At 61.5% G+C, this 20,030-nt stretch carries 20 protein-coding genes and 1 tRNA gene; 8 read left to right on the top strand and 13 right to left on the bottom strand.

All coding sequences use genetic code 11. From position 1 onward, the window contains the following. Positions 1-123 (bottom strand): transposase (locus HOY34_RS19580; RefSeq protein ID WP_172365822.1); only part of this gene is annotated, 123 nt, incomplete at its 3' end. 68 nt (positions 124-191) lie between these two features. Here HOY34_RS19580 and HOY34_RS19575 point away from each other — a divergent pair. Next, a complete protein-coding gene (locus HOY34_RS19575; protein ID WP_172365990.1) occupies positions 192-476 on the top strand; it encodes a terminase TerL endonuclease subunit in 285 nt (94 codons plus the stop codon). Between the two features lie 152 nt (positions 477-628). On the opposite strand, the gene HOY34_RS19570 is transcribed toward HOY34_RS19575, so the two are convergent. The 4 genes from HOY34_RS19570 to HOY34_RS19555 form a co-directional block, all read right to left on the bottom strand. Next, positions 629-704 (bottom strand) — tRNA-Thr (locus HOY34_RS19570). A 76-nt stretch (positions 705-780) separates the two neighbouring features. Next, complete coding sequence (locus HOY34_RS19565; RefSeq protein WP_172365988.1) at positions 781-2,334, bottom strand: heme biosynthesis protein HemY; 1,554 nt, start codon at positions 2,332-2,334, stop codon at positions 781-783. A gap of 10 nt (positions 2,335-2,344) precedes the next feature. Beyond that, positions 2,345-3,517: a COG4223 family protein gene (locus tag HOY34_RS19560; protein ID WP_172365986.1), complete on the bottom strand. Its 1,173-nt coding sequence runs from the start codon at positions 3,515-3,517 to the stop codon at positions 2,345-2,347. A gap of 107 nt (positions 3,518-3,624) precedes the next feature. Further along, positions 3,625-4,359 carry a uroporphyrinogen-III synthase gene (locus HOY34_RS19555; RefSeq protein ID WP_172365984.1) on the bottom strand — a complete coding sequence of 245 codons (735 nt, stop codon included), beginning with the start codon at positions 4,357-4,359 and terminating at the stop codon, positions 3,625-3,627. Between the two features lie 140 nt (positions 4,360-4,499). Between HOY34_RS19555 and tsaD the strand changes: the two genes are divergently transcribed. From tsaD to HOY34_RS19535, 4 genes are read left to right on the top strand one after another with little or no spacing between them, the layout of a single operon-like run. Then, complete coding sequence (tsaD, locus tag HOY34_RS19550) at positions 4,500-5,582, top strand: tRNA (adenosine(37)-N6)-threonylcarbamoyltransferase complex transferase subunit TsaD (protein ID WP_172365982.1); 1,083 nt, start codon at positions 4,500-4,502, stop codon at positions 5,580-5,582. Then, on the top strand, positions 5,579-6,529 hold the full coding sequence (locus HOY34_RS19545) for an NAD(P)H-dependent glycerol-3-phosphate dehydrogenase (RefSeq protein WP_172365980.1): 951 nt from the start codon (positions 5,579-5,581) through the stop codon (positions 6,527-6,529). The genes tsaD and HOY34_RS19545 overlap by 4 nt, the downstream gene beginning before the upstream one ends. 3 nt (positions 6,530-6,532) lie before the next feature. Beyond that, positions 6,533-6,805, top strand: a complete 273-nt coding sequence (locus HOY34_RS19540) for a YciI family protein (RefSeq protein WP_172365979.1) — start codon at positions 6,533-6,535, stop codon at positions 6,803-6,805. Then, positions 6,802-7,221, top strand: a complete 420-nt coding sequence (locus HOY34_RS19535; protein WP_172365977.1) for an EVE domain-containing protein — start codon at positions 6,802-6,804, stop codon at positions 7,219-7,221. The genes HOY34_RS19540 and HOY34_RS19535 overlap by 4 nt, the downstream gene beginning before the upstream one ends. Before the next feature lie 170 nt (positions 7,222-7,391). Here the strand turns inward: HOY34_RS19535 and HOY34_RS19530 are convergent, their stop codons facing one another. The 3 genes from HOY34_RS19530 to ahcY all read right to left on the bottom strand — a co-directional run bounded on the left by HOY34_RS19530 (position 7,392) and on the right by ahcY (position 10,610). Then, the gene (locus HOY34_RS19530; protein WP_172365975.1) at positions 7,392-8,621 is read right to left on the bottom strand and encodes an MFS transporter; all 1,230 of its coding nucleotides are present in this window, start codon (positions 8,619-8,621) and stop codon (positions 7,392-7,394) included. A 102-nt stretch (positions 8,622-8,723) separates the two neighbouring features. Next, positions 8,724-9,065, bottom strand: coding sequence for a DUF2853 family protein (locus tag HOY34_RS19525; RefSeq protein WP_172365973.1), 342 nt, complete (start codon positions 9,063-9,065; stop codon positions 8,724-8,726). A gap of 144 nt (positions 9,066-9,209) precedes the next feature. Further along, positions 9,210-10,610, bottom strand: coding sequence for an adenosylhomocysteinase (ahcY, locus tag HOY34_RS19520; RefSeq protein WP_172365971.1), 1,401 nt, complete (start codon positions 10,608-10,610; stop codon positions 9,210-9,212). Positions 10,611-10,740: 130 nt separating this feature from the next. Between ahcY and HOY34_RS19515 the strand changes: the two genes are divergently transcribed. Then, positions 10,741-11,343, top strand: coding sequence for an HD family hydrolase (locus HOY34_RS19515; RefSeq protein WP_172365969.1), 603 nt, complete (start codon positions 10,741-10,743; stop codon positions 11,341-11,343). Here HOY34_RS19515 and HOY34_RS19510 read toward each other — a convergent pair. Then, positions 11,310-12,566 (bottom strand): PP2C family protein-serine/threonine phosphatase, encoded by a 1,257-nt coding sequence (locus HOY34_RS19510; protein WP_366926986.1) that lies wholly within the window; start codon positions 12,564-12,566, stop codon positions 11,310-11,312. The genes HOY34_RS19515 and HOY34_RS19510 overlap by 34 nt on opposite strands. A 254-nt stretch (positions 12,567-12,820) precedes the next feature. On the opposite strand from HOY34_RS19510, the gene HOY34_RS19505 reads away from it, so the two are divergent. Then, positions 12,821-13,261, top strand: coding sequence for an Hpt domain-containing protein (locus HOY34_RS19505; RefSeq protein ID WP_253944563.1), 441 nt, complete (start codon positions 12,821-12,823; stop codon positions 13,259-13,261). A 46-nt stretch (positions 13,262-13,307) separates the two neighbouring features. Here HOY34_RS19505 and ilvA read toward each other — a convergent pair whose 3' ends face one another. Together ilvA and HOY34_RS19495 are read right to left on the bottom strand one after the other, a co-directional pair. Next, positions 13,308-14,555 (bottom strand): threonine ammonia-lyase IlvA, encoded by a 1,248-nt coding sequence (ilvA, locus tag HOY34_RS19500; RefSeq protein WP_172365996.1) that lies wholly within the window; start codon positions 14,553-14,555, stop codon positions 13,308-13,310. 37 nt (positions 14,556-14,592) lie between these two features. Beyond that, entirely contained in the window at positions 14,593-15,396 is an 804-nt protein-coding gene (locus HOY34_RS19495; RefSeq protein WP_172365968.1) for a hypothetical protein, read from the bottom strand. Between the two features lie 135 nt (positions 15,397-15,531). Here HOY34_RS19495 and HOY34_RS19490 point away from each other — a divergent pair, with 135 nt between their 5' ends. Continuing rightward, positions 15,532-16,764, top strand: a complete 1,233-nt coding sequence (locus HOY34_RS19490) for an argininosuccinate synthase (protein WP_172365966.1) — start codon at positions 15,532-15,534, stop codon at positions 16,762-16,764. On the opposite strand, the gene HOY34_RS19485 is transcribed toward HOY34_RS19490, so the two are convergent. Both HOY34_RS19485 and HOY34_RS19480 read right to left on the bottom strand, forming a co-directional pair. Beyond that, positions 16,761-17,555, bottom strand: coding sequence for a hypothetical protein (locus HOY34_RS19485; RefSeq protein WP_172365964.1), 795 nt, complete (start codon positions 17,553-17,555; stop codon positions 16,761-16,763). The two genes, HOY34_RS19490 and HOY34_RS19485, sit on opposite strands and share 4 nt — an antisense overlap. Before the next feature lie 119 nt (positions 17,556-17,674). Beyond that, positions 17,675-19,930, bottom strand: a complete 2,256-nt coding sequence (locus HOY34_RS19480; protein ID WP_172365962.1) for an NADP-dependent malic enzyme — start codon at positions 19,928-19,930, stop codon at positions 17,675-17,677. Positions 19,931-20,030 lie beyond the last annotated feature (100 nt).

Below are 20,030 nucleotides of genomic sequence, written 5' to 3'. Positions count from 1 at the left end.
AAGCTTGTAATAGGTCGCGGGGCTCAAGCCGTGCTTCCGGCAGAGCTCGGAGGTCGGCAAACCTGCCTCCTGCTCTTTGATCATCCCGATGATTTGCGCCTCGGTGAAACGGCTTTTCCTCATGTCGCCTGCTCCTTCTCAGGTTGGGCAGACTCTACATCACGGCGAGGGAACTTCCGGGGGGCAGGTCAGTGAACCAGCTCGGCCAGGGGATGGCCTCGATGTCGGCCCCGGTAAAAGAGCTGAAGCGGGCGATCCTGTCCGGGCATTTCCGTCATGGCGGCAGTCCGCTTCTGCGGATGTGCTTCGGGAACGTGGTGGGCGAGAAGGATGCCCACGAGAATGAGAAGTTCACCAAGGCGAAGGCGCGAGGAAGGATCGACGGAGCGGTTGCGGCCGCAATGGCGGTTGGCAGAATCATCGCCAATGAGGTGACGCCATCGCCCTATGAGGGACGCGGCTTCGCCTTTCTCTGACCGGGCAGTCACCTCGCAGGCTTCACATGTTCGCGATCAGGCCCCGGCTGGCTTCGTTTCTGAACTGGTTCCGCCGTGCTTCCATAGCCTTGCCAAAGCAAAAGGCCGCCCCGAAGGACGGCCATTTTGTGCTGGTATTCCAGTAAGATAACTGGTGCCGCTGAAGGGACTCGAACCCCCGACCCCATCATTACGAATGACGTGCTCTACCAGCTGAGCTACAGCGGCCTGGTTCCGGGCGCTGCCGGATCCGGTGTGGCTGATACCACCTGATCCGCCCGCTGTGTAGCCCCAATTTGCAATGTCAGGTCGCCCGACGCAGAATTTCGTCCGGAGTGATCGCATCAGGCCCCTCGTCTGCGGGCTTTGGTTCAGCGTCAGGCGGCGACACGATCACCTCGGCCTCTTCTGCGGCAAGCTGCAACACCTCATCCGCCGCCCCATCCACCGATGCGATTTCCACAGGCGCTACCGGGCCGCTGGCAGCAAACAAAAGCGGCGCCAGATCGGTATCGCTTGCGGGGCGGCTGGTGCGCATTGCCTCGGGTTCGCGCCAGGAAAGCGTGTCAAACCCGCTGCAGGACGCACAGATCGGCACCCATTGCCCATGAACCGCGCCGCATTTGTCACAGACCCATTCCGGCCCGCGCGAGGCTGTCAGCGCCTGCGACAGGATGTGGCGGACCTCATCATCGGGCGCGCCAAGTCCACGCTCGGCTGCGGCCAGGATCGCCAGCGCACGCTGCGTTGGATGGGTTTCGGGCAACGGGCCAAGCGCCTCTTTGGCACCGCGAAAATCCTCAACCGCCAGCAAAAGTTCCGCCTCGGTCAGCCGGGTCTCTTCCTGGCCCGCCGTTTTGCCCAGCAGGCTGCGGAAGCGTTTCAGCCTTGCCTCAGGGCTTTCATCGGGCTCAATCGCCGCGAAGGCCGCCGCCAGATCGGGGTGGGGCTGCGCCTCCCAGGCCTTTTTCAGCACCCTTGTCGCGCCCTTGCGGTCATCTTTTTCCAAAAGCGCATGGGCCGCGATCACCGCCGCAGGGATCAGATCCGGCGAAAGGCGGTTCGCCTCTATCGCCGCCTCACGGGCCTCGATCGAGGCCCCCTCGTCCAGCACCACCTTTGCCTCTTGCAAGGCCAGCAACGCATCGCGGCGCCGATAGACCGAGCGCGGCAGCGCCCCCGAGCGCAGCTTTTGCGACAGCGTATCGCGGGCGCCCTTCCAGTCGCCGCCCTCGGCCTGCAGCTTCAAAAGCAAATCCTGGGTCTCGCTGTGCTTTGGCTTCAGCGTCAGCGCCTGAGCGGCCAGCTTCATCGCGGTTGCAGTATCACCGGCGGCCAGCTTCTGGCGCATCAACCCGCGCACCGCGACAAAGCGCGTCTGCTCATCGCTCAACAGGCTTTTCCAGGCCTCAGTCGCGGCGCGGCTGTCGCCCGCGGCCTCGGCAGCCTGGGCGGTCAGAAGGCGGGTCAGCTCGGGCTTTTGCAAGAGACGCTCGGCGGTGCGGGCGCGGGCCAGCGCGGTATTCGGCTCGCCCGAGGCCAGCGCGATCAGACCATCTGACAGCGCCGCATAGCCCCTGCGCTCGCGGTTGCGATCAAAATAGCGGCTGATCGCGGTCTCATCGCCATTCAGAAAACGCAGCGCCGCAAAGACAAAGCCGACCAGCTTCAGCCCCAGCCAGACGATCAGCACCAGCGCCAGCAGCGCGATCACCGCTGCAACCGGGCCCAGCGTGAATTCCTGATCAAAGGCCCAGAGCCGGACAAGCCCGCCCTGTTCCGAGAAATGCCCCGCAAAGAAGGCCAGCCCAGCGACCAGCCCCAGAAAAACAGCGATCTTGGTAAGCGACCAGAGCATCTTGCCCTCCTTACGGCTTCAGCGCGGCAAGCGCCGCTTCGGCATCAATGCGGCTCTGCGCCTGCCCGATCCAGGCCTGCATTTCCGCCAGACCTTCGGGGGGCAACCCCTGCAATTCAGTTAATGCAGCCGCCAGATCCCCGGCCTGGGCGGCGGCCTCGGCCCGCGAAAGCACGGCGTCCGGGTCTGTGCCCTCTTGCGGTGTCAGCGACCTCGCCCCGGTGCCGATGCGCAAAAGTGACAGCGCCTGGTCCCCCAACCCGCCGGACACCTCGCCCCGCAAAGAGGCCTCAAGCGCGGCGCGGGCCGCATCAGGGAAGCTTTGCGCCAGGTCTGCGGCACTGGGCAGCCCGGTTTCGGCATGCTGCGCCAGGCTTTCGGGCACGTCACTTGCGCCCAAAGCCGCCAGCGCATCGCTATAGGGCAGGCCGTTTCGCACCGCCTCACGCAGGGTGATCAGGGCGGCCTCCTGCACGGCGGCCTGGCGGGTGGCCTCTGCCTCTTTTTCGGCGGCGGCGGCGACCTGGGCCGCGCGCGCATCCAGTTCGGCGTTGATCTGCTGGCGCAAGGCCTCGGGGTCGGCCCCGGCAGCAGGCGCCGATTTCAGCGCGTCAACCTCTGCCCGCAGCGCCGCAAAAGCGGCGGGCGGGATCGAGCCATCCGGCAAAGCCGCCGCCTGGGCATCGACCACCTGGCCCAGCTTTTGCAGCTGCGCAGACAGGGTTCCCAGCTTCTGATCCTGCGCTGAAAGTGCTGCGCTGGCCGTTTGCGCCTCTTTCAGCGCTGCATTTGCCGCGCCGATTGCCTCTTTATCAGCGGCGGAAGCCGCCTCTTCGGCCTGACGAATCTGTGTCTCGACAACCGCCAGCCGATCCGTCAGCGCGTCAAAGCCAGCATCATTGCGCAGCCCCAACAGGTTGAAATGCGAGACCGCAAAACCGATTGCCGCAGCAAGCCCGGTGCCCAGAATGGTACCGCCGAAAATCGCCGCCCCCGATCTGGCACGACGTGGCGCGGGCGTCGGGGCGATGGTCGGGCCACTGGCGGCCCCCGCCTCTGCGGCGTCGGATTGCGGTGGCTCTGCGATGCCCTCCTGGACAAGCACGTTCTGACCCGGCACGTCTTGACCCGGCGCATCCTCGGCGGGCGCATCTTGCCGGGGGGGCTTGTTTTCGTCTGCCATCGAGCGTCACTCCGTCAAAAATTTTGGCGCCGAACTGCAAGCGGCCGGGATCGTTACAGCTGGCGGCACCGCCTTTGCCCCAGACTACGCGCCCGTCCCACCCCTGTTCAAGGCAAAGGGGGCGGAACAAGGCGGGCAATCGCCGCCAGCATCGACGGACCATCCGGCCTGTCGGCAATCAGGGCCCGCTTTGCCAGCATTTCAGGCAAAACGGCGCGGGTATTCTCGCTGATAACAACCGGATTGATATGATCCAGCCCCTGGCCTGCAACCGCCCGCAGAAAAAGCCGCGCCGAACGGGGCGAGAAAAGCGGCACGATCAGGGGCGATTCCCAGGTCAGGGCGGCAGTCGCTGCCGGGTTCAGCGGCATCTCTTGCTGGCGATAGGCCACGACAGAGACCACCCGTCGCCCGCCCGGGGCAAGAGCTACGCCCAGATCGGCGGCGCGGTCCTCGCCATGCAGATAAAGCAGCGGATCCTCTGCGCGCCCGGCCAACAAAGCCAATAGATCACGCGCGTCACCTTTTGCAGAAACAGTCTCTGTTACTGCAATTTTTGCGATTTCTGCGGTGCGATCACCGACGCAGAACGCCAGGTCCGGCAATACAGCCCCCGCCCTGCGCAAGCCCGCCGCTGCCATCGCGCCCGCCTCAGAGGTCAGCACCAATGCCGCAAAGTGATCCGGCGGCAGCAGGGGCGACAGGAACACAGTCTGCATCAAAGGCGAGGTGATCACCGGCAGCGCCGCGCCATATCGCGCCGCCAGCCCGGCGGCGAAGCGGCTGGCCTGGGGCTCTGGCCTGATATTCAGCAGCCAGGGCTGCGGCGTCATCTGGGCCATTCGCGCGGCCTCCGGCATTGTCTCGGGTCTGCGCGAATGCTACCTGCGAGAGGGGTAGCGCCACAAGCAGATGATACCGGGGCTACGATACCGGGGCGGGCTATACTACGTCAGGCGATATTGGGACGCGGCAGACAGAAATGGCAGAAACGACGCTCTTTCTTGGAATTGAATCCAGCTGCGACGATACCGCCGCCGCAGTTGTGCGGCGCAATGCCTCGGGCGCGGCAGAGATCCTGTCCTCGATCGTTGAAGGCCAGGCCAGTCTGCATGCCCCCTTTGGCGGCGTGGTTCCCGAAATCGCCGCCCGCGCCCATGCCGAGCGCCTGGATTTCGCCGTTGAGGCCGCGCTGCGCGAGGCCAATCTGACGCTGGCCGATCTGGACGGCATCGCAGTGACCGCAGGCCCGGGGCTGATTGGCGGGCTTTTGTCGGGCATGATGCTGGCGCGCGGCCTCAGCCAGGCATCGGGCCTGCCGCTGGTGGCGGTGAACCATCTGGCCGGACATGCGCTGACGCCGCGGCTGACCGACGGCATCGAATATCCCTATCTGATGCTTCTGGTCTCTGGCGGTCACTGCCAGTTCCTGGCGGTGGAAGGGCCGGAAAGCTATCGTCGCCTTGGCTCGACCATCGACGATGCGCCGGGCGAGGCCTTCGACAAAATCGCCAAACTGCTGGGCCTGCCCCAGCCCGGCGGCCCCCATGTCGAGCGTGAGGCAGCCCTGGGCGATGCGAAACGTTTCCGCTTTCCCCGCCCGCTGCTGGATCGGCCAGGCTGCGATCTGTCATTCTCAGGGCTGAAGACCGCCGTCCTGCGGGCCCGCGATGCGATTATCACTGAGAAAGGCGGGCTGATGCTGCAGGACCGCCGTGATCTTTGCGCAGGCTTTCAGCTGGCCGTAGCCTCTGTGCTGGCCGAGAAAACCCGCCGGGCCCTGCAACTGTTTCCGGCCCCCGTCCTGGCCGTGGCAGGCGGAGTTGCCGCAAATCAGGCCATTCGCGCCATGTTAGAGACTGTTTGTGCCGAGGCGGGGGCCCGCTTTCTGGCCCCTCCCCTGCGCCTTTGCACCGATAATGGCGCGATGATCGCCTGGGCCGGGATCGAGCGTTACCTTGCCGGGCACCGCGACGACAGCGCCCTAAGCGCAAGATCGCGCTGGCCCCTGGATGAAAGCGCCGCGCCTATGCTGGGCTCGGGCAAACGGGGGGCCAAGGCATGATCGGCATTGCAGGCGCAGGCGCATTCGGAACGGCGCTGGCCGTCACCCTGGCAGCCGATGGGCGGCAAGTGCAGCTATGGGCCCGCGACGCGGAGGCCCGCCAGCAGATGCGCGACAGCCGCCTGGCCCCAAGACTGCCTGGCGTCACGCTGCCAGAGCGCATTACGATCACCGAAAACGTCTCTGATCTTGCCAAAACGGGCGTTGTTTTGCTGGCCATGCCCATGCAGGCGATGCGTGGGTTTCTGGCGCAGCAGCCGGAATTGCTGGGCGCAGATCTGGTCGCCTGCTCGAAAGGGATCGACCTGACCACGCTGCAGGGCCCGACCGAAGTTATGGCGGCCGCCGAGGCGCAGGGCGCAAAAGCGGTTCTGACCGGGCCCAGCTTTGCCGCCGATATTGCACGCGGTCTGCCAACCGCGCTGACCCTGGCCTGTGATTGCCCCCGCGCCGAGGCGCTGCAGCATCTGCTGTCGACTGCCACGCTGCGGCTTTATCGCAGCGATGACGTGATCGGGGCGCAGCTGGGCGGGGCGCTGAAAAACGTGATTGCGATTGCGGCGGGCCTGGTGGTCGGGGCGGGTTTTGGCGAGTCTGCCCGAGCCGCGCTGATCACCCGTGGCTATGCCGAGATGACCCGGCTGGCGATGGCCCTGGGCGCAAGGTCTGAAACGCTGGCCGGGCTGTCGGGCCTGGGCGACCTGATCCTGACCTGCAGCTCTGGCCAGTCGCGGAATTTCTCGCATGGGCTGGCGCTTGGCCAGGGGAAAACGGCCCCCGAGGCAACCGTCGAGGGCGTCGCCACGGCCCAGGCCGCGACGCGACTGGCGCGGGAAAAGAACATCGACATGCCCGTTACCGCCATGGTGGCGCGGCTGGTCGCCGGAGAAACAACCCTGGGCGAGGCAGTCAGAGAGCTGATGTCGCGCCCCCTGAAACAGGAGTGAATAATGCGCGCAGCCCTGATTTGCATCGATAAGCCTGGCCATCTGGAAACCCGCAAGGCCAACCGCGACGCCCATCTGGCCTATATCGCCGAGACCGGGATCGTCGAGATGGCCGGCCCGTTTCTGGACGCAGATGGCGCGATGATCGGCAGCCTGGTGATCCTGACCGTCGACACTCTGGATCAGGCCCAGGCCTGGGCGGCGGCAGACCCCTATGCAAAAGCCGGGCTGTTCGCCGACGTCACCATCCGCGAGTGGAAGAAGGTCGTCGGATGAACTACTGGCTTTTCAAATCCGAGCCCGACACCTGGTCCTGGGATCAGCAGGTCGCCAAAGGCGAGGTCGGCGAAGAGTGGAACGGCGTGCGCAACTATCAGGCCCGCAACAATATGCGGGCGATGAAGATCGGCGACCGCGGCTTTTTCTACCACTCGAATATCGGGAAAGAGATGGTCGGCATTGTCGAGGTTTGCCGCGAAAGCAGCCCCGACAGCACCACCGATGACCCCCGCTGGGATTGCGTCTGGATCAAAGCGGTGGAACCGCTGAAGCGGCGCATAACCCTGGAAGAGGCCAAAATCATCCCAGAGCTGGAAAAGATGGTGCTGGTAAACAATACCCGCCTGTCAGTGCAGCCGGTCAGCCCAGAGGAATGGGCCTTTATCTGCGCCCTTGGCGGCGTGGATCCCTGATAAAAACAGGAGGGCCCCGCACCCCTACGGGACCCTCCTTCCACCCCACATGCACCCCCGCACGTGTTGAAATTAAGGTCCCGGGCTTCTGCCCCGACTGAATCACAGTGACAGAAAAAGGCGCCCCTGCCAAAGCAGAAGCGCCTCTCATTTAGCTTAAATTTTTTGATTCAGTTGGTAACACGCGGATTTGGCAGGAAAATCGCCACCACGCCTATCGCAGGCAGGAAGGCGCAAATCTTGTAAACCGCCACGATCCCAAGGCTATCTGCCAGAACCCCCAGCCCCGCCGCGCCAATCGCCGCGATACCAAAGGCCAGGCCGAACAGCAGCCCGGCAACCATCCCGGTGTTTTGCGGCATCAGATCCTGGGCATAGACCACCATGGCCGGAAAAGCAGAAGCCAGCATCAGCCCCGCGACCGAGGCCACAATCACATTCGGGATCAGTGGTAGCCAGGGCAGGATCATCGTCAGCGGCAGGATGCCGAAAATTGACCACAGGATCACTTTGCGCCGTCCGATCCGGTCGCCAATCGGGCCGCCGATGATGGTTCCCGCAGCGACCGCAGACAGGAAGATAAAGAGGCAAATTTGCGCCTCTTCGGCCTGCAGTTTGAACTGCTCCATCAGGTAAAAGGTGTAATAGCTGGAGAAGCTGACCGAATAGATGAATTTCGACATCATCAGCAGGATCAGCAGAAACATCCCGCGCCGCACCACCTGGGGCGGCAGCGGCACCACCGATTTCAGCCGTGATTTTCGTGCGACCAGCCGCCCGGCACCAACCTGCGTATACCAGCGACCGACCGCCGCCAGCAGCAACATGCCCGCCAGTGCAACCCCGGCAAACAGCTGGATCGACAGCTGCCCCTGCGACATAACGACAAACGCCGCCGCCAAAGGCCCAAGCGCCGTGCCCGCATTGCCGCCCACCTGGAACAGGCTTTGTGCGAAGCCCGGGCGCATCCCCGCCGCCAGCCGCGCAATCCGCGAGCTTTCCGGATGGAAAATCGCCGAGCCCAGCCCCACCAGCGCCACCGCCATCAGGATCATCGCAAAACTTGTGGCATGAGCCAGCGCGACCAGGCCGACCCCGGTCGAAAACATGCCCGCCGACAGGGCATAAGGCATCGGCCGCTTGTCGGTATAATAGCCGATCAGCGGCTGCAGGATCGACCCTGTGCCCTGGAAAACCAGTGTAATCAGGCCAATTTGCGTAAAATTCAGCGCAAATTTCTGCTCAAACAGCGGAAAAGAGGCCGGGATCAGGCTCTGCATCAGATCATTCAGCAGATGCCCCATGGAAACGGCAAGAACCACCGGCACCACGGTGCTTTCGACAGCGCTCGTGCCTGAGACGCCCTCGGCAGAGGGCTGAGTTTGGGGATTGGGGGACATTTCGACCTGCAGGAAACAGAAAGCCGCGTCACCATGACGCGGCTTTCACAAAATGACAATCTGCCCGATTGATCCGGGTACAATCCCCAGCCGGGCCCACCCTCAGGCGTAGACGGCTTCTTTGCCGAAATGCTTGACCAGCAGGTAGTAGAAAACAGCGCGATACTTGTTGCGCTCAGACTTGCCATAGGTCTCGATTGCGGCGTCGATACCTTCGCGCAGCGCAGGGCTATCCGCGAGACCCAGTTTCTTGATCAGGAAATTGTTCTTCACAGTCTCCAGCTCTGCCTCATCCGATGCGGCGACGGTCGAGCTGTCTGCATTGTAAATGGTCGGGCCACAGCCGATGGTGACCTTGGTCAGAAGGTCCATATCCGGCGTAACACCGCATTTGTTCTTAAGATCGTCCGCGTATTTGGCGATCAGTTCGTCGCGCTTGCCCATAGCTTTCCTCGCTATTGTCTGTAAATCCCCCGCCAATGCAGGGCCGGGGCAGAGTTTAGGCCGTCAGTTTCAAACGGCAATGGGGAAAAAACAAAGCCCCGCCTCAGAGTGAGACGGGGCTTCCGGGTCACAGGGTGTGACGGATCAGTAGCGGTAATGCTCTGCCTTATAGGGGCCTTCGACGCTGACACCGATATAGGCCGCCTGATCAGCCTTCAGTTCGGTCAGGCGAACGCCAATCTTCTTCAGATGCAGGCGGGCAACTTTTTCATCCAGCGATTTCGGCAGGATATAGACGCCAGGCTGATAGTCAGAACCTTTGGTCCACAGCTCAATCTGGGCAAGGGTCTGGTTGGTAAAGCTGGCCGACATCACGAAAGAGGGGTGGCCGGTGGCATTGCCCAGGTTCAGCAGACGGCCCTCAGACAGAAGGATGATCCGTGCGCCCGAGGGCATTTCGATCATATCCACCTGGTCCTTGATATTGGTCCATTTGTGATTCTTCAGGCTGGCCACCTGGATTTCATTGTCGAAATGGCCGATATTGCCGACGATGGCCATGTCTTTCATCCGGTGCATATGCTCCAGCCGGATGACGTCTTTGTTGCCGGTCGTGGTGATGAACACGTCAGCGGTTTCGACCGCATCTTCCAGCGTGCAGACCTCGAACCCGTCCATCGCGGCCTGCAATGCGCAGATCGGATCGATCTCGGTCACTTTGACGCGGGCCCCCGCGCCCAGCAGCGACGCGGCCGAGCCTTTGCCAACATCGCCATAGCCGCAAACCACCGCGACCTTACCGGCCAGCATGGTGTCAGTCGCGCGGCGGATACCGTCGACCAGGCTCTCTTTACAGCCATATTTATTGTCGAATTTCGACTTGGTAACCGAGTCATTGACGTTGATCGCCGGGAAGGGCAGCTGGCCCTTTTTGTGCAGATCATAAAGGCGGTGCACGCCGGTGGTGGTTTCCTCAGACACGCCTTTGATCTCAGCGCGTTGTTTGGTGAACCAGCCCGGGCTGGCTGCCAGGCGCTTTTTGATCTGATTGAAGAGGCAGATTTCCTCTTCCGAGCCAGGATTCTCGATCAGATCCTTTTCGCCGGCCTCAACACGGGCACCGATCAGGATGTAAAGCGTCGCATCGCCGCCATCGTCGAGGATCATGTTGCAGGTGCCGCCCTCGCCGCCGAACTGGAAAATTTTATCGGTATATTCCCAGTATTCTTCGAGGCTTTCGCCTTTGATGGCGAAAACCGGGGTTCCGGTGGCGGCAATCGCAGCTGCCGCGTGATCCTGGGTCGAGAAGATGTTGCAAGACGCCCAACGCACATCCGCGCCAAGTGCCTTCAGCGTTTCGATCAGCACGCCGGTCTGGATCGTCATATGCAGCGACCCGGCGATCCGCGCGCCCTTCAGCGGCTGCGACGGGCCGAATTCTTCGCGGCAGGACATCAGCCCCGGCATCTCGGTCTCAGCGATGATGAGTTCCTTGCGACCGAAATCTGCAAGGCCGATATCCCTGACGATATAATCCGTTGCCATTCTTCTCTCCTGATCCTGGTTGCGCCCCCCTTACCATTCACGGCAGAAACGGGCAATAAGCGCCACCAGGGCCTGCCGCAAAGCCGGGCCTGCCGCAAAAGCGATGTGGCATTGGGCAATGAGGGCGTAAATGGCACCAAAACAGTCTCGCGCCTGGCAAAGGATGCTGTCGGGGCGCCGCCTTGACCTTCTTGACCCGACCCCGATGGATATCGAGATTGGGGACATCGCCCATGGGCTGGCCTTTGTCGCAAGGTGGAATGGCCAGACACATGGCGACTGGCCCTATTCAGTGGCCGAGCATTCACTGTTGGTCGAGGCTTTGTTTTCACGCGCAAATCCAGAAATCCCCGCAAGGTGGCAGCTGGCCGCCCTGCTGCATGACGCCCCGGAATATGTGATTGGCGATATGATCAGCCCGGTCAAAGCTGCTGTAGGTCCAGGCTATGGAGAGCTTGACGCCAGGCTCAGCGCGGCAATCCACTTGCGGTTTGGCCTGCCCACAACGCTGCCCCCCGCCATAAAAAAGCAGATCAAACTGGCCGACAATGTTTCGGCCTGGCTCGAGGCTGTGCAAATCGCCGGTTTTTCCGAAGCCGAGGCCGATCGCTTTTTCGGTCGCCCCGATCCGACACTGCGCCATACGATGGAGATCCGGCTGCGGCCCCCCGCAGAGGTACGGCGCGATTTCATCAGCCGTCATGAAAGCCTCCTGGCATCAGCATCTTCATGATCCGCGCTGCCGGAAGGCTGGAAGTCCAGAACAAGGCCCGAAATATCATCTGCAAATCGGTCAGTCCCCGCAAATCGCGCCAGCTCTTCAACCAGACTGTCCAGCAAATCACGTGATCCCAGATGAAGCAGGCCGCGCAGCAGGGCCTCTGCCCCCTCTTCGCCCAACTCTTCACCATTCGCCCCCAGACATTCGGTGATACCATCCGACATCAGGAAAAGGCGGTCTCCAGGAGACAGTTTTAGTCTGACTTCCTCATATTCAGCGCCCTCAACCAGACCAATGGGCATGCCACCATCGCCAATTCTCTCTGTTGCCCCCGGCTTGCGCAGGACCAATGGATGCGGGTGCCCCGCCTGAACGAAGCAAAGATCACCAGATATTTCATCAAAATCTGCGTAGATCAGCGTGAAATATTGCTCAACCTGCAGCTCATCCAGCATAAGACGGTTAAATTCGGCCGCCAGCTCTGCCGGGCTGCGGATGCGCCTTTGTCCGGCCTGGTCTCGTGTAAAGGCTATGTTCTGCTCGGGCGAACCGTCTGACAGATAGCCTGCCAACCGCGCCGTCATCATCGCCGATGCCACCCCATGCCCTGAAACATCTACCGACCAAAGCGCGATGCGCCGGGAATCCAGTCGAAAACAACCCACCATATCGCCGCCGATACGACCCGCCGTCCGGATCAGCATGGAAACCCGCGCACGGCCAAAGACCCGAAACCGCTCACGCAACAGGGTGTTTTGCAGCTTTCGCGCCTCTATCAGATCACGGTCCAGGCCATCATAGAGCCTTTGCAGCTCTTCCAGCGTCTCACGCACCATCTGATTTTTGCCAATCAACTCTGCCTGCATGGCCTGGATGCGCTGACCCGCACGCAGACGGGCCCGCAGCTCATCAGAGCTGAAGGGCTTTGTCAGGAAGTCATCGGCCCCCGCCTCAAGCCCGCGAGCCACCTCTGCCTTATCGGATTTTGAGGTTACAAGGATGAAATAGCCGTAAATATCGCGCGGAATCTCGCGGTAACGGCGGCAAAACTCGACACCGGTCATACCTGGCATCATCCAGTCAGAAATCACCATATCGACGTTTTCTCTGGCGCAGATTTCCAGCGCCTCTGGCGCGCTGGCCGCCTCAGCCACAGCATATCCCCAGCGCCGCAGATACATCGCAGAGAGTTTGCGCTGCGCCCGGCTGTCATCCACGACCAGAACGACAGGCACAGGATCCCCGGCACCGGACTGAACCCGCCGCGAATCACCTGTAGATATCGGTCTTTGTTCCACGTCGCACCCTGGCTGCCATGGGTCAGCTTTCGCGCTTAGGGGTTAATCCCCGGTGAACAGACGGGCGAAAAAATTCCGCGCGACCCACGGCGAGGGCCGGATGCTTTTTTGCCGTCGGTTACCTTATATTAAGGCCCACAGGTCCAGACTGTTCGGAACCGCAGCCGACGCAGCGTCAACAGGACGACCCGATGGATCTGACCCTTTCAGCTTCTGGCACGAATATAGCCGCCGCATCGACGGCCGCGCCCCCTTCGCCTTGTCACACCGCGTGCGAATCCGTGCCTGATTACGACCACCTGATCGACCTGGCCCGAATGCAGGAATTGCTTGAGGAGATCGGGGATGAGGATCTCGCCATCATCGTCCGTCTTTTTCTTGAGGAAACCGATGTCATCATCGGCCGCATTTCTAAGGCGCGGGCCGGGCCCGATCTGGCCGCAGATCTGCACTCTCTTAAGGGGTGTGCCCTAAATCTGGGTCTCGCAACCCTGGCAGAGCTTTGCCAGGATGCCGAGCGCTGCAATGCCTGTGGCCGCGTCGTTCCGCTTGAACCACGCGCATTCATCGCCGTTTATGAGGCATCGAAACAGGCTTTTCAGGCCGCGCTCGACGGCGGGCCGGAGACATGAGCGCAGAGAAGCGCAAGGCAAACCCAGCGGCACGAAGCCCCGGCGATCAGATCAGGAACTCGGCCAGCGCATCATCATCGGTGATGTCACGATAGGAGAAGCCCGCCTCATCCATCCGCCCCGTAAAGGCAGCAAAGCCATCGGGCGCCTTTGTCTCAATCCCTATCAGGATCGAGCCAAAATTCCGCGCCGATTTCTTCATATACTCAAAACGGGTAACGTCGTCATCAGGCCCAAGCATCGACAGAAACTCGCGCAGGGCACCTGGCCTCTGCGGCATGCGCAGGATGAAGTACTTCTTCATTCCGGCATATCTTTGGGCACGCTCTTTGACCTCGGGCAGGCGCTCAAAGTCAAAATTGCTGCCCGAAGTAACGCAGACCACGGTTTTACCGCGAATTTCATCCGCCAGCTCGGGCAAAACATCAATCGAAAGCGCGCCTGCCGGCTCCAGCACGATGCCTTCGACATTCAGCATCTCAAGCATTGTGATGCAGACGCGATCCTCGGGCGCCAGCAAGACCTGCCCGGGCTGGACATGTTTCAGCCGCTCCCAGGTCAGCTGCCCCAGCCTCGCAACCGCGGCCCCATCTACGAAGCTGTTCACTTTGGCCAGTTTTTGCGGCCCGCCATGGCGAACCGCCTCGGCAAGGCAGGCGCCGCCAAGCGGCTCGACATAGCGAAATGCGGTCTGGGGCGAGACCTCGTTCAGATAGGTGGTCACACCCGCCGCCAGGCCGCCCCCGCCAACCGGCAAAATCACCAGATCGGGCATGCGGCCCAACTGCTCCAAAAGCTCGACACCGACGCTGGCCTGCCCCTCGATCACATCGGGATCGTCAAATGGCGCCAGAAAATGCGCCCCGCGTTCAGCACAAAAGGCCTGAGCCGCTGCAAGCGTCTGGTCAAAATAGTCGCCGGTCAGAACGATTTCGACATTCGGGCCGCCAAAGGTCCGGGTCTTGTCGATTTTTTGCTGCGGCGTGGTCACCGGCATAAAGATGGTGCCGTTCACCGCGAAATGGCGACAGGCAAAGGCCACCCCCTGCGCGTGATTTCCCGCGCTGGCGCAGACGAAATTCATCTGATCGGGCTTTTCCGCCCGGATCTTGCGCATCGCGTTAAAGGCACCGCGCAGCTTATAGCTGCGCACCGGCGTCAGATCCTCACGCTTCAGCCAGATATCGGCACCATAACGCGACGAGAGATGCTCGTTGCGCAGCAGCGGGGTTTCGGGGAACAGCTGGCGCAATTCGCGCGTGGCGGCTCTGGCGGCGAGGGCAAATCCGGTCATGCCATGGGCATGAACCGATTTGCCGCTTTGTGCAAGATCAGACCAGCTCGCGCCGTTCAACAAAGACACCATAAAGCGTGGTCAGAACCGACGCGCTCAGCATCACGGTAACCCAGTTCAGAACGGCGCCAACCAGCAGGGCCTGGGGGCTGAAGATATCGTCTCCAAACAAGGCAGTGCTGATCGCCCCTTCAAGGTAGCCAAGGCCGCCAAGCATCACGATCAGTCCAACGATGGTCATGCTGCGCCCCTTCGTCGCCTCCCAGCCGATGAAGGGGGAAACACCAGCCCCCAATGCGACACCTGGCAGGCCGACCGAAAGCCGCATCATCACAACAAGCACGGGCAAAAAAGCCAGAACTATCAGAATGATGCCTAACATCATGGCGGAATTCATGCTGATATTTCCGATGATCGAGGCCAGTATCGGCGCGCTAAGCCTGAGTATGAGATACATGAGCGCCGCCAGAATAAGCGTCAAAACCACATACATCAAAGAGACGCCGAAATAGACAACCATCCGACCAGGCCGGAATGTCGGAACGAATGAAGCAGTCTCGTTCAGCAGCACATAGCGATGCCAGCCGACCATTATCCACAGATAGCAGACCGACTGCACCAGGATCACAATGAAGTAGTTGGCACTCATAAGGGTGTCGAACGCCGCATCCAGATCGACGCTGTCCGGATCCATGCCCAGCATCGCCAGCTCCGGATTTGAGTGGAAAAAGTAGAGCTGCGCCGCGATCTGAATAATCATCAGCACCGCCGAGACCCGCAGAACCCCGGGAAGATTGCCAAAAACCTGACGAACCGAGTGAACAAAAATACGCCAGACCATGAGGCACCTTTCCAACAAAAAATCATGTATGACAGGGGCACTCTTGCTGCAGTCCTGTCAATCACATTGCCGCCTGACTTGCCCTTTATCAGGTTTCCCGGTAATCGCGGGCGAAACCGGCGATGGAGCCTTCCCATGAAAAAGCCCAGCAAAGTCGTGCTTGCCTATTCGGGCGGCCTCGACACTTCGATCATCCTCAAATGGCTGCAGACCGAATACGGCTGCGAGGTGGTGACCTTCACCGCCGATCTGGGCCAGGGCGAAGAGCTTGAACCCGCACGCCAAAAGGCGCTTTTGCTGGGGATCAAGCCAGAGAATATCCACATCCTCGACCTGCGCGAGGAATTTGTGCGCGACTTCGTTTTCCCGATGTTCCGCGCCAATGCGGTCTATGAGGGGCTCTATCTGCTGGGCACCTCGATCGCGCGTCCGCTGATCGCAAAGCACCTGGTCGAGATCGCGCAGGCGACCGGCGCCGATGCAACCGCCCATGGCGCAACCGGCAAGGGCAATGATCAGGTCCGGTTCGAGCTGGGCGTCGCGGCGCTGGATCCCTCGATCCGGGTGATCGCGCCCTGGCGGGAATGGAACCTGTCCTCGCGCACCAGCCTGCTGGAATTTGCCGAAAAGAACCAGATCCCGATCGCCAAAGACAAGCGCGGCGAGGCCCCCTTCTCGGTCGATGCGAACCTCTTGCACACCTCGTCTGAGGGCAAGATCCTCGAAAACCCGGCCGAAGAAGCCCCGGATTACGTGGCTCAGCGTATCGTCGCGGTCGAAGATGCGCCGAATACGCCCGAATTCATCGAAATCGGCTTCGAGCGCGGCGATGCCGTCTCGATCAATGGTGAGGCCCTTTCGCCCGCCACCATCCTGACCCGCCTGAATGAGCTGGGCGGCAAGCATGGCATCGGTCTGCTGGATTTCGTCGAAAACCGTTTCGTCGGCATGAAGTCGCGCGGCGTCTATGAGACCCCCGGCGGCACCATCCTGCTGGAGGCCCATCGCGGCATCGAGCAGATCACGCTGGATTCTGGCGCGGGCCACCTGAAAGACAGCATCATGCCGCGCTATGCCGAGCTGATCTATAACGGCTTCTGGTTCTCGCCCGAGCGTGAGGCCCTGCAGGCCCTGATCGACAAGACGCAAGAGCATGTCACCGGCACTGTGAAGCTGAAGCTTTACAAAGGCGTGGCGCGCACCGTGGCACGCTGGTCCGATCACTCGCTTTACTCTGAAAAGCACGTGACCTTTGAGGAAGACGCCGGCGCTTACGATCAGAAAGACGCAGCGGGCTTCATCCGCCTGAACGCGCTGCGCCTGCGCCTGATCGCCACCCGCAACGCGCGCGTCGCAAACAAAGGCTAAGATGCCACTTGCAGGGCGGGACCGGAAAGGCCCCGCTCTGCCTTCAGCAGTTCAGTGGCAAAGCGCAGCACCAGGCCGATCTCTTTTGCCGCCTGACGCAGATCCGCCATCATCCGTTTCTGTCCGGCGAAAAGCCCGCTCGCGCTGAACAGGTTGCGGCGATAGCTGAGCGAAACCCAAAGTCGCTGATCACGCAGCAGGGCCGAAACCAGAAACGCCCGCGTGCCGAAAATATTTGGGCCAAGCTCAACAATCCTGCGCAGGAAATCGCGGCGTTCGCCTTCGCGTTCTTGCCCCAGGGCCCAGAGACCGTATTCCGCCCCAAAATGACTGTGGCTTTCGCACAGGGCAAGGCCGACAGTTGCAATCCCGCTTTCCTGCCCCTGCTTCACGTAGTGTTTATTGACAACCAGCAGCGGCAGAGACTGCCCGGCGAGGCTCAGATCAATCACCAGGCCTTTGAAGACGGTGTTCGCACCATGGGTCGGCGAAGAGTTATTGCGCCCGGTCCGTATCTCGGCGAAGCGCAGGTGGTGGCCCGCGACCTCTCCGGCGAAAACATCGTCCGTTTGACGCAGACAGCCCTGCTCAGGCAGCACCTGGTGGGGAATGTCGACGACAAAGTTCAGATCTCTTTTTCGATGCGTTAGCCCAAAGACGGATCCGACTGCTGGTAAAAGAACCGCCTCATTTTTCAGCCGTAGCCAGTGGCTGGCGCTGCCGATAAAAGCAAAGAGAAGCATCAGCACAGCCGGCACACCAGGGCTGAACCTGGTCAGCTCATCCGTCAAAAGCCAGATCAGCGTGAAGGCCCCGAAAGCCAGTCCGGCAACCCTGAACCAGACCTTGCGCCGAAGGTGCTGCAGCTCTGGCAACGCCTCTGCCAGAGCCGTTTCTAAATCGACCGCCATCACCCCACCTTGCAGGCCGCCATGACCGCCATATTCAGGATGTCGTTGACGGTGGCCGAGGTGGAACAGATCTGGATCGGCTTGTTCACCCCCGAAAGGATCGGCCCGATCACCGTGGCGCCCGCCATTTCCTGCATCAGCTTGACCGAGATCGAGGCCGAATGCCGTGCGGGCACCACCAGGATATTCGCCGGGCCGGTCAGACGGCAGAAAGGATAGGCCGCCATCTGGTCCTTGTTCAGCGCCACATCGACGGTCATCTCGCCATCATATTCGAAATCGACGCCGCGCCGATCCAGCACATCAACTGCGCGGTGCATCTTGGTCGCCCGCTCTGACACCGGATAGCCAAAGGTTGAAAAACTGACAAATGCCACCCGCGGATCCACCCCCATTGAACGGGCAACGCCCGCGGCCCGGGTGGCAATCGTCGCCAGATCTTCCTCATCCGGCCATTCATGCACCAGGGTATCGGTGATGAAGATGATGCGTCCCTTGTGCAAAAGCGCCGTCACCCCCACCGCGCCATCAACTGCTTTGGCATCGAACACGTTGTTGATCAGCGACAGAACATGCGCTGATTTGCGGGTCGCCCCCGTTACCAGCCCGTCGCCATGCCCATGCGCCAGCATCAGCGAGGCAAAGACATGCCGATCCCGCGCCGCGACCCGATGGATATCCTGGCGGTCATGACCCTGGCGTTGCAGGCGTTTGTAAAGAAAGTCTTTATACTGATCGAGATGGCGCGAATTGGCAGCATTGACCACCTCCAGCTCGCGCACCGCGTCGCCCAGGCCCGCCGCTTCCAGCTTCTCACGGACGTCAGTCTCGCGGCCAACCACCAGCGATTTGCCAAGGCCGGAACGCTGCCAGGCGACAGCGGCCCGCAAAACACGCGGGTCATCACCCTCAGCGAAGATCATCCGCGCCTGGGCCTGCCGCGCCCGCGCATGCAACCCCTGCAAAATCGAGGCGGTCGGATCCATCCGCGCCTTCAGGCTGGCCTCATAGGCCTTCATGTCGATAATGGGCCGCCGCGCAACGCCGGTATCCATCCCCGCCTTCGCCACGGCGGGCGGCACCACATAGATCAGACGCGGGTCAAAGGGCGTCGGGATGATGTAATCGCGCCCGAAGGACAGCTTGCGCCCATAGGCCATGGCGACCTCATCGGGCACATCTTCCCGCGCCAGTTTCGCCAGCGCCTGGGCACAGGCGATCTTCATCTCATCATTGATCGCGCGGGCGTGGATATCCAGCGCCCCCCGGAACAGATAGGGAAAGCCCAGCACGTTATTGACCTGGTTCGGATAGTCCGAGCGCCCCGTCGCCACGATCGCATCGGCGCGAACCGCATGCGCCTCTTCCGGTGTGATCTCGGGATCGGGGTTCGCCATGGCGAAAATCACCGGGTTTTCCGCCATGCTGGCGACCATCGCAGGCGTCACCGCGCCCCTGGCCGAGACACCCAGGAACACATCCGCACCAACCATCGCCTCTTCCAGGCTGCGGGCATCGGTCCTCACCGCATGGGCCGATTTCCACTGGTTCATGCCCTCAGTCCGGCCCTGGTAGATCACACCCTTGGTGTCGCACATGATGCAATTCTCATGCCGCGCGCCCATGCTCTTCAACAGCTCCAGACAGGCGATGCCCGCCGCCCCTGCCCCGTTCAGCACGATTTTCACGTCCTGGATCTGCTTGCCCGAAATCTCCAGCGCGTTGATCAGCCCCGCCGCGCAGATCACCGCCGTGCCATGCTGATCGTCATGGAACACCGGAATATCGCAGATCTCTTTCAGCCGCTGCTCGATGATAAAGCATTCCGGCGCCTTGATATCTTCCAGGTTGATCCCGCCGAAGGTGGGCGACATCAGCTTTACCGCCTTGATGATCTCATCGGCGTCCTCGGTGTCCAGCTCGATATCAATCGCATTCACATCGGCGAAGCGCTTGAAGAGAACCGCCTTCCCTTCCATCACCGGCTTCGACGCCAGCGCGCCCAGGTTCCCCATGCCCAGAATGGCCGTCCCGTTCGAGATCACCGCGACCATATTGCCCTTCACGGTGTAATCATATGCCGTCTCAGGCGCATCCGCGATCGCCTGCACGGGCACGGCCACGCCCGGGCTGTAAGCCAGCGACAGATCGCGCTGCGTGGCCATCGGCTTTGAGGCTGTGATCTCATATTTTCCCGGGCGCGGCTCAAAATGATAGGCAAGCGCTTCTTCGGGCGTGGTTCTGGAACGGGTCATCGGTGGGCCATGTTGCGAATTAAAGTTGCCAATCCATGCCCTTTTGCGCACGAAATGAAAAGACCGGATGATGACCTTTTCGCCGCCCCCGCGTTTTTGT

It is taken from the genome of Pseudogemmobacter hezensis, from assembly GCF_013155295.1.
In the GTDB taxonomy this organism is placed as follows: domain Bacteria; phylum Pseudomonadota; class Alphaproteobacteria; order Rhodobacterales; family Rhodobacteraceae; genus Pseudogemmobacter; species Pseudogemmobacter hezensis.
The sequence above is the reverse complement of the archived record's forward strand: the minus strand, read 5'-3'. Positions and strand labels throughout refer to the sequence as shown.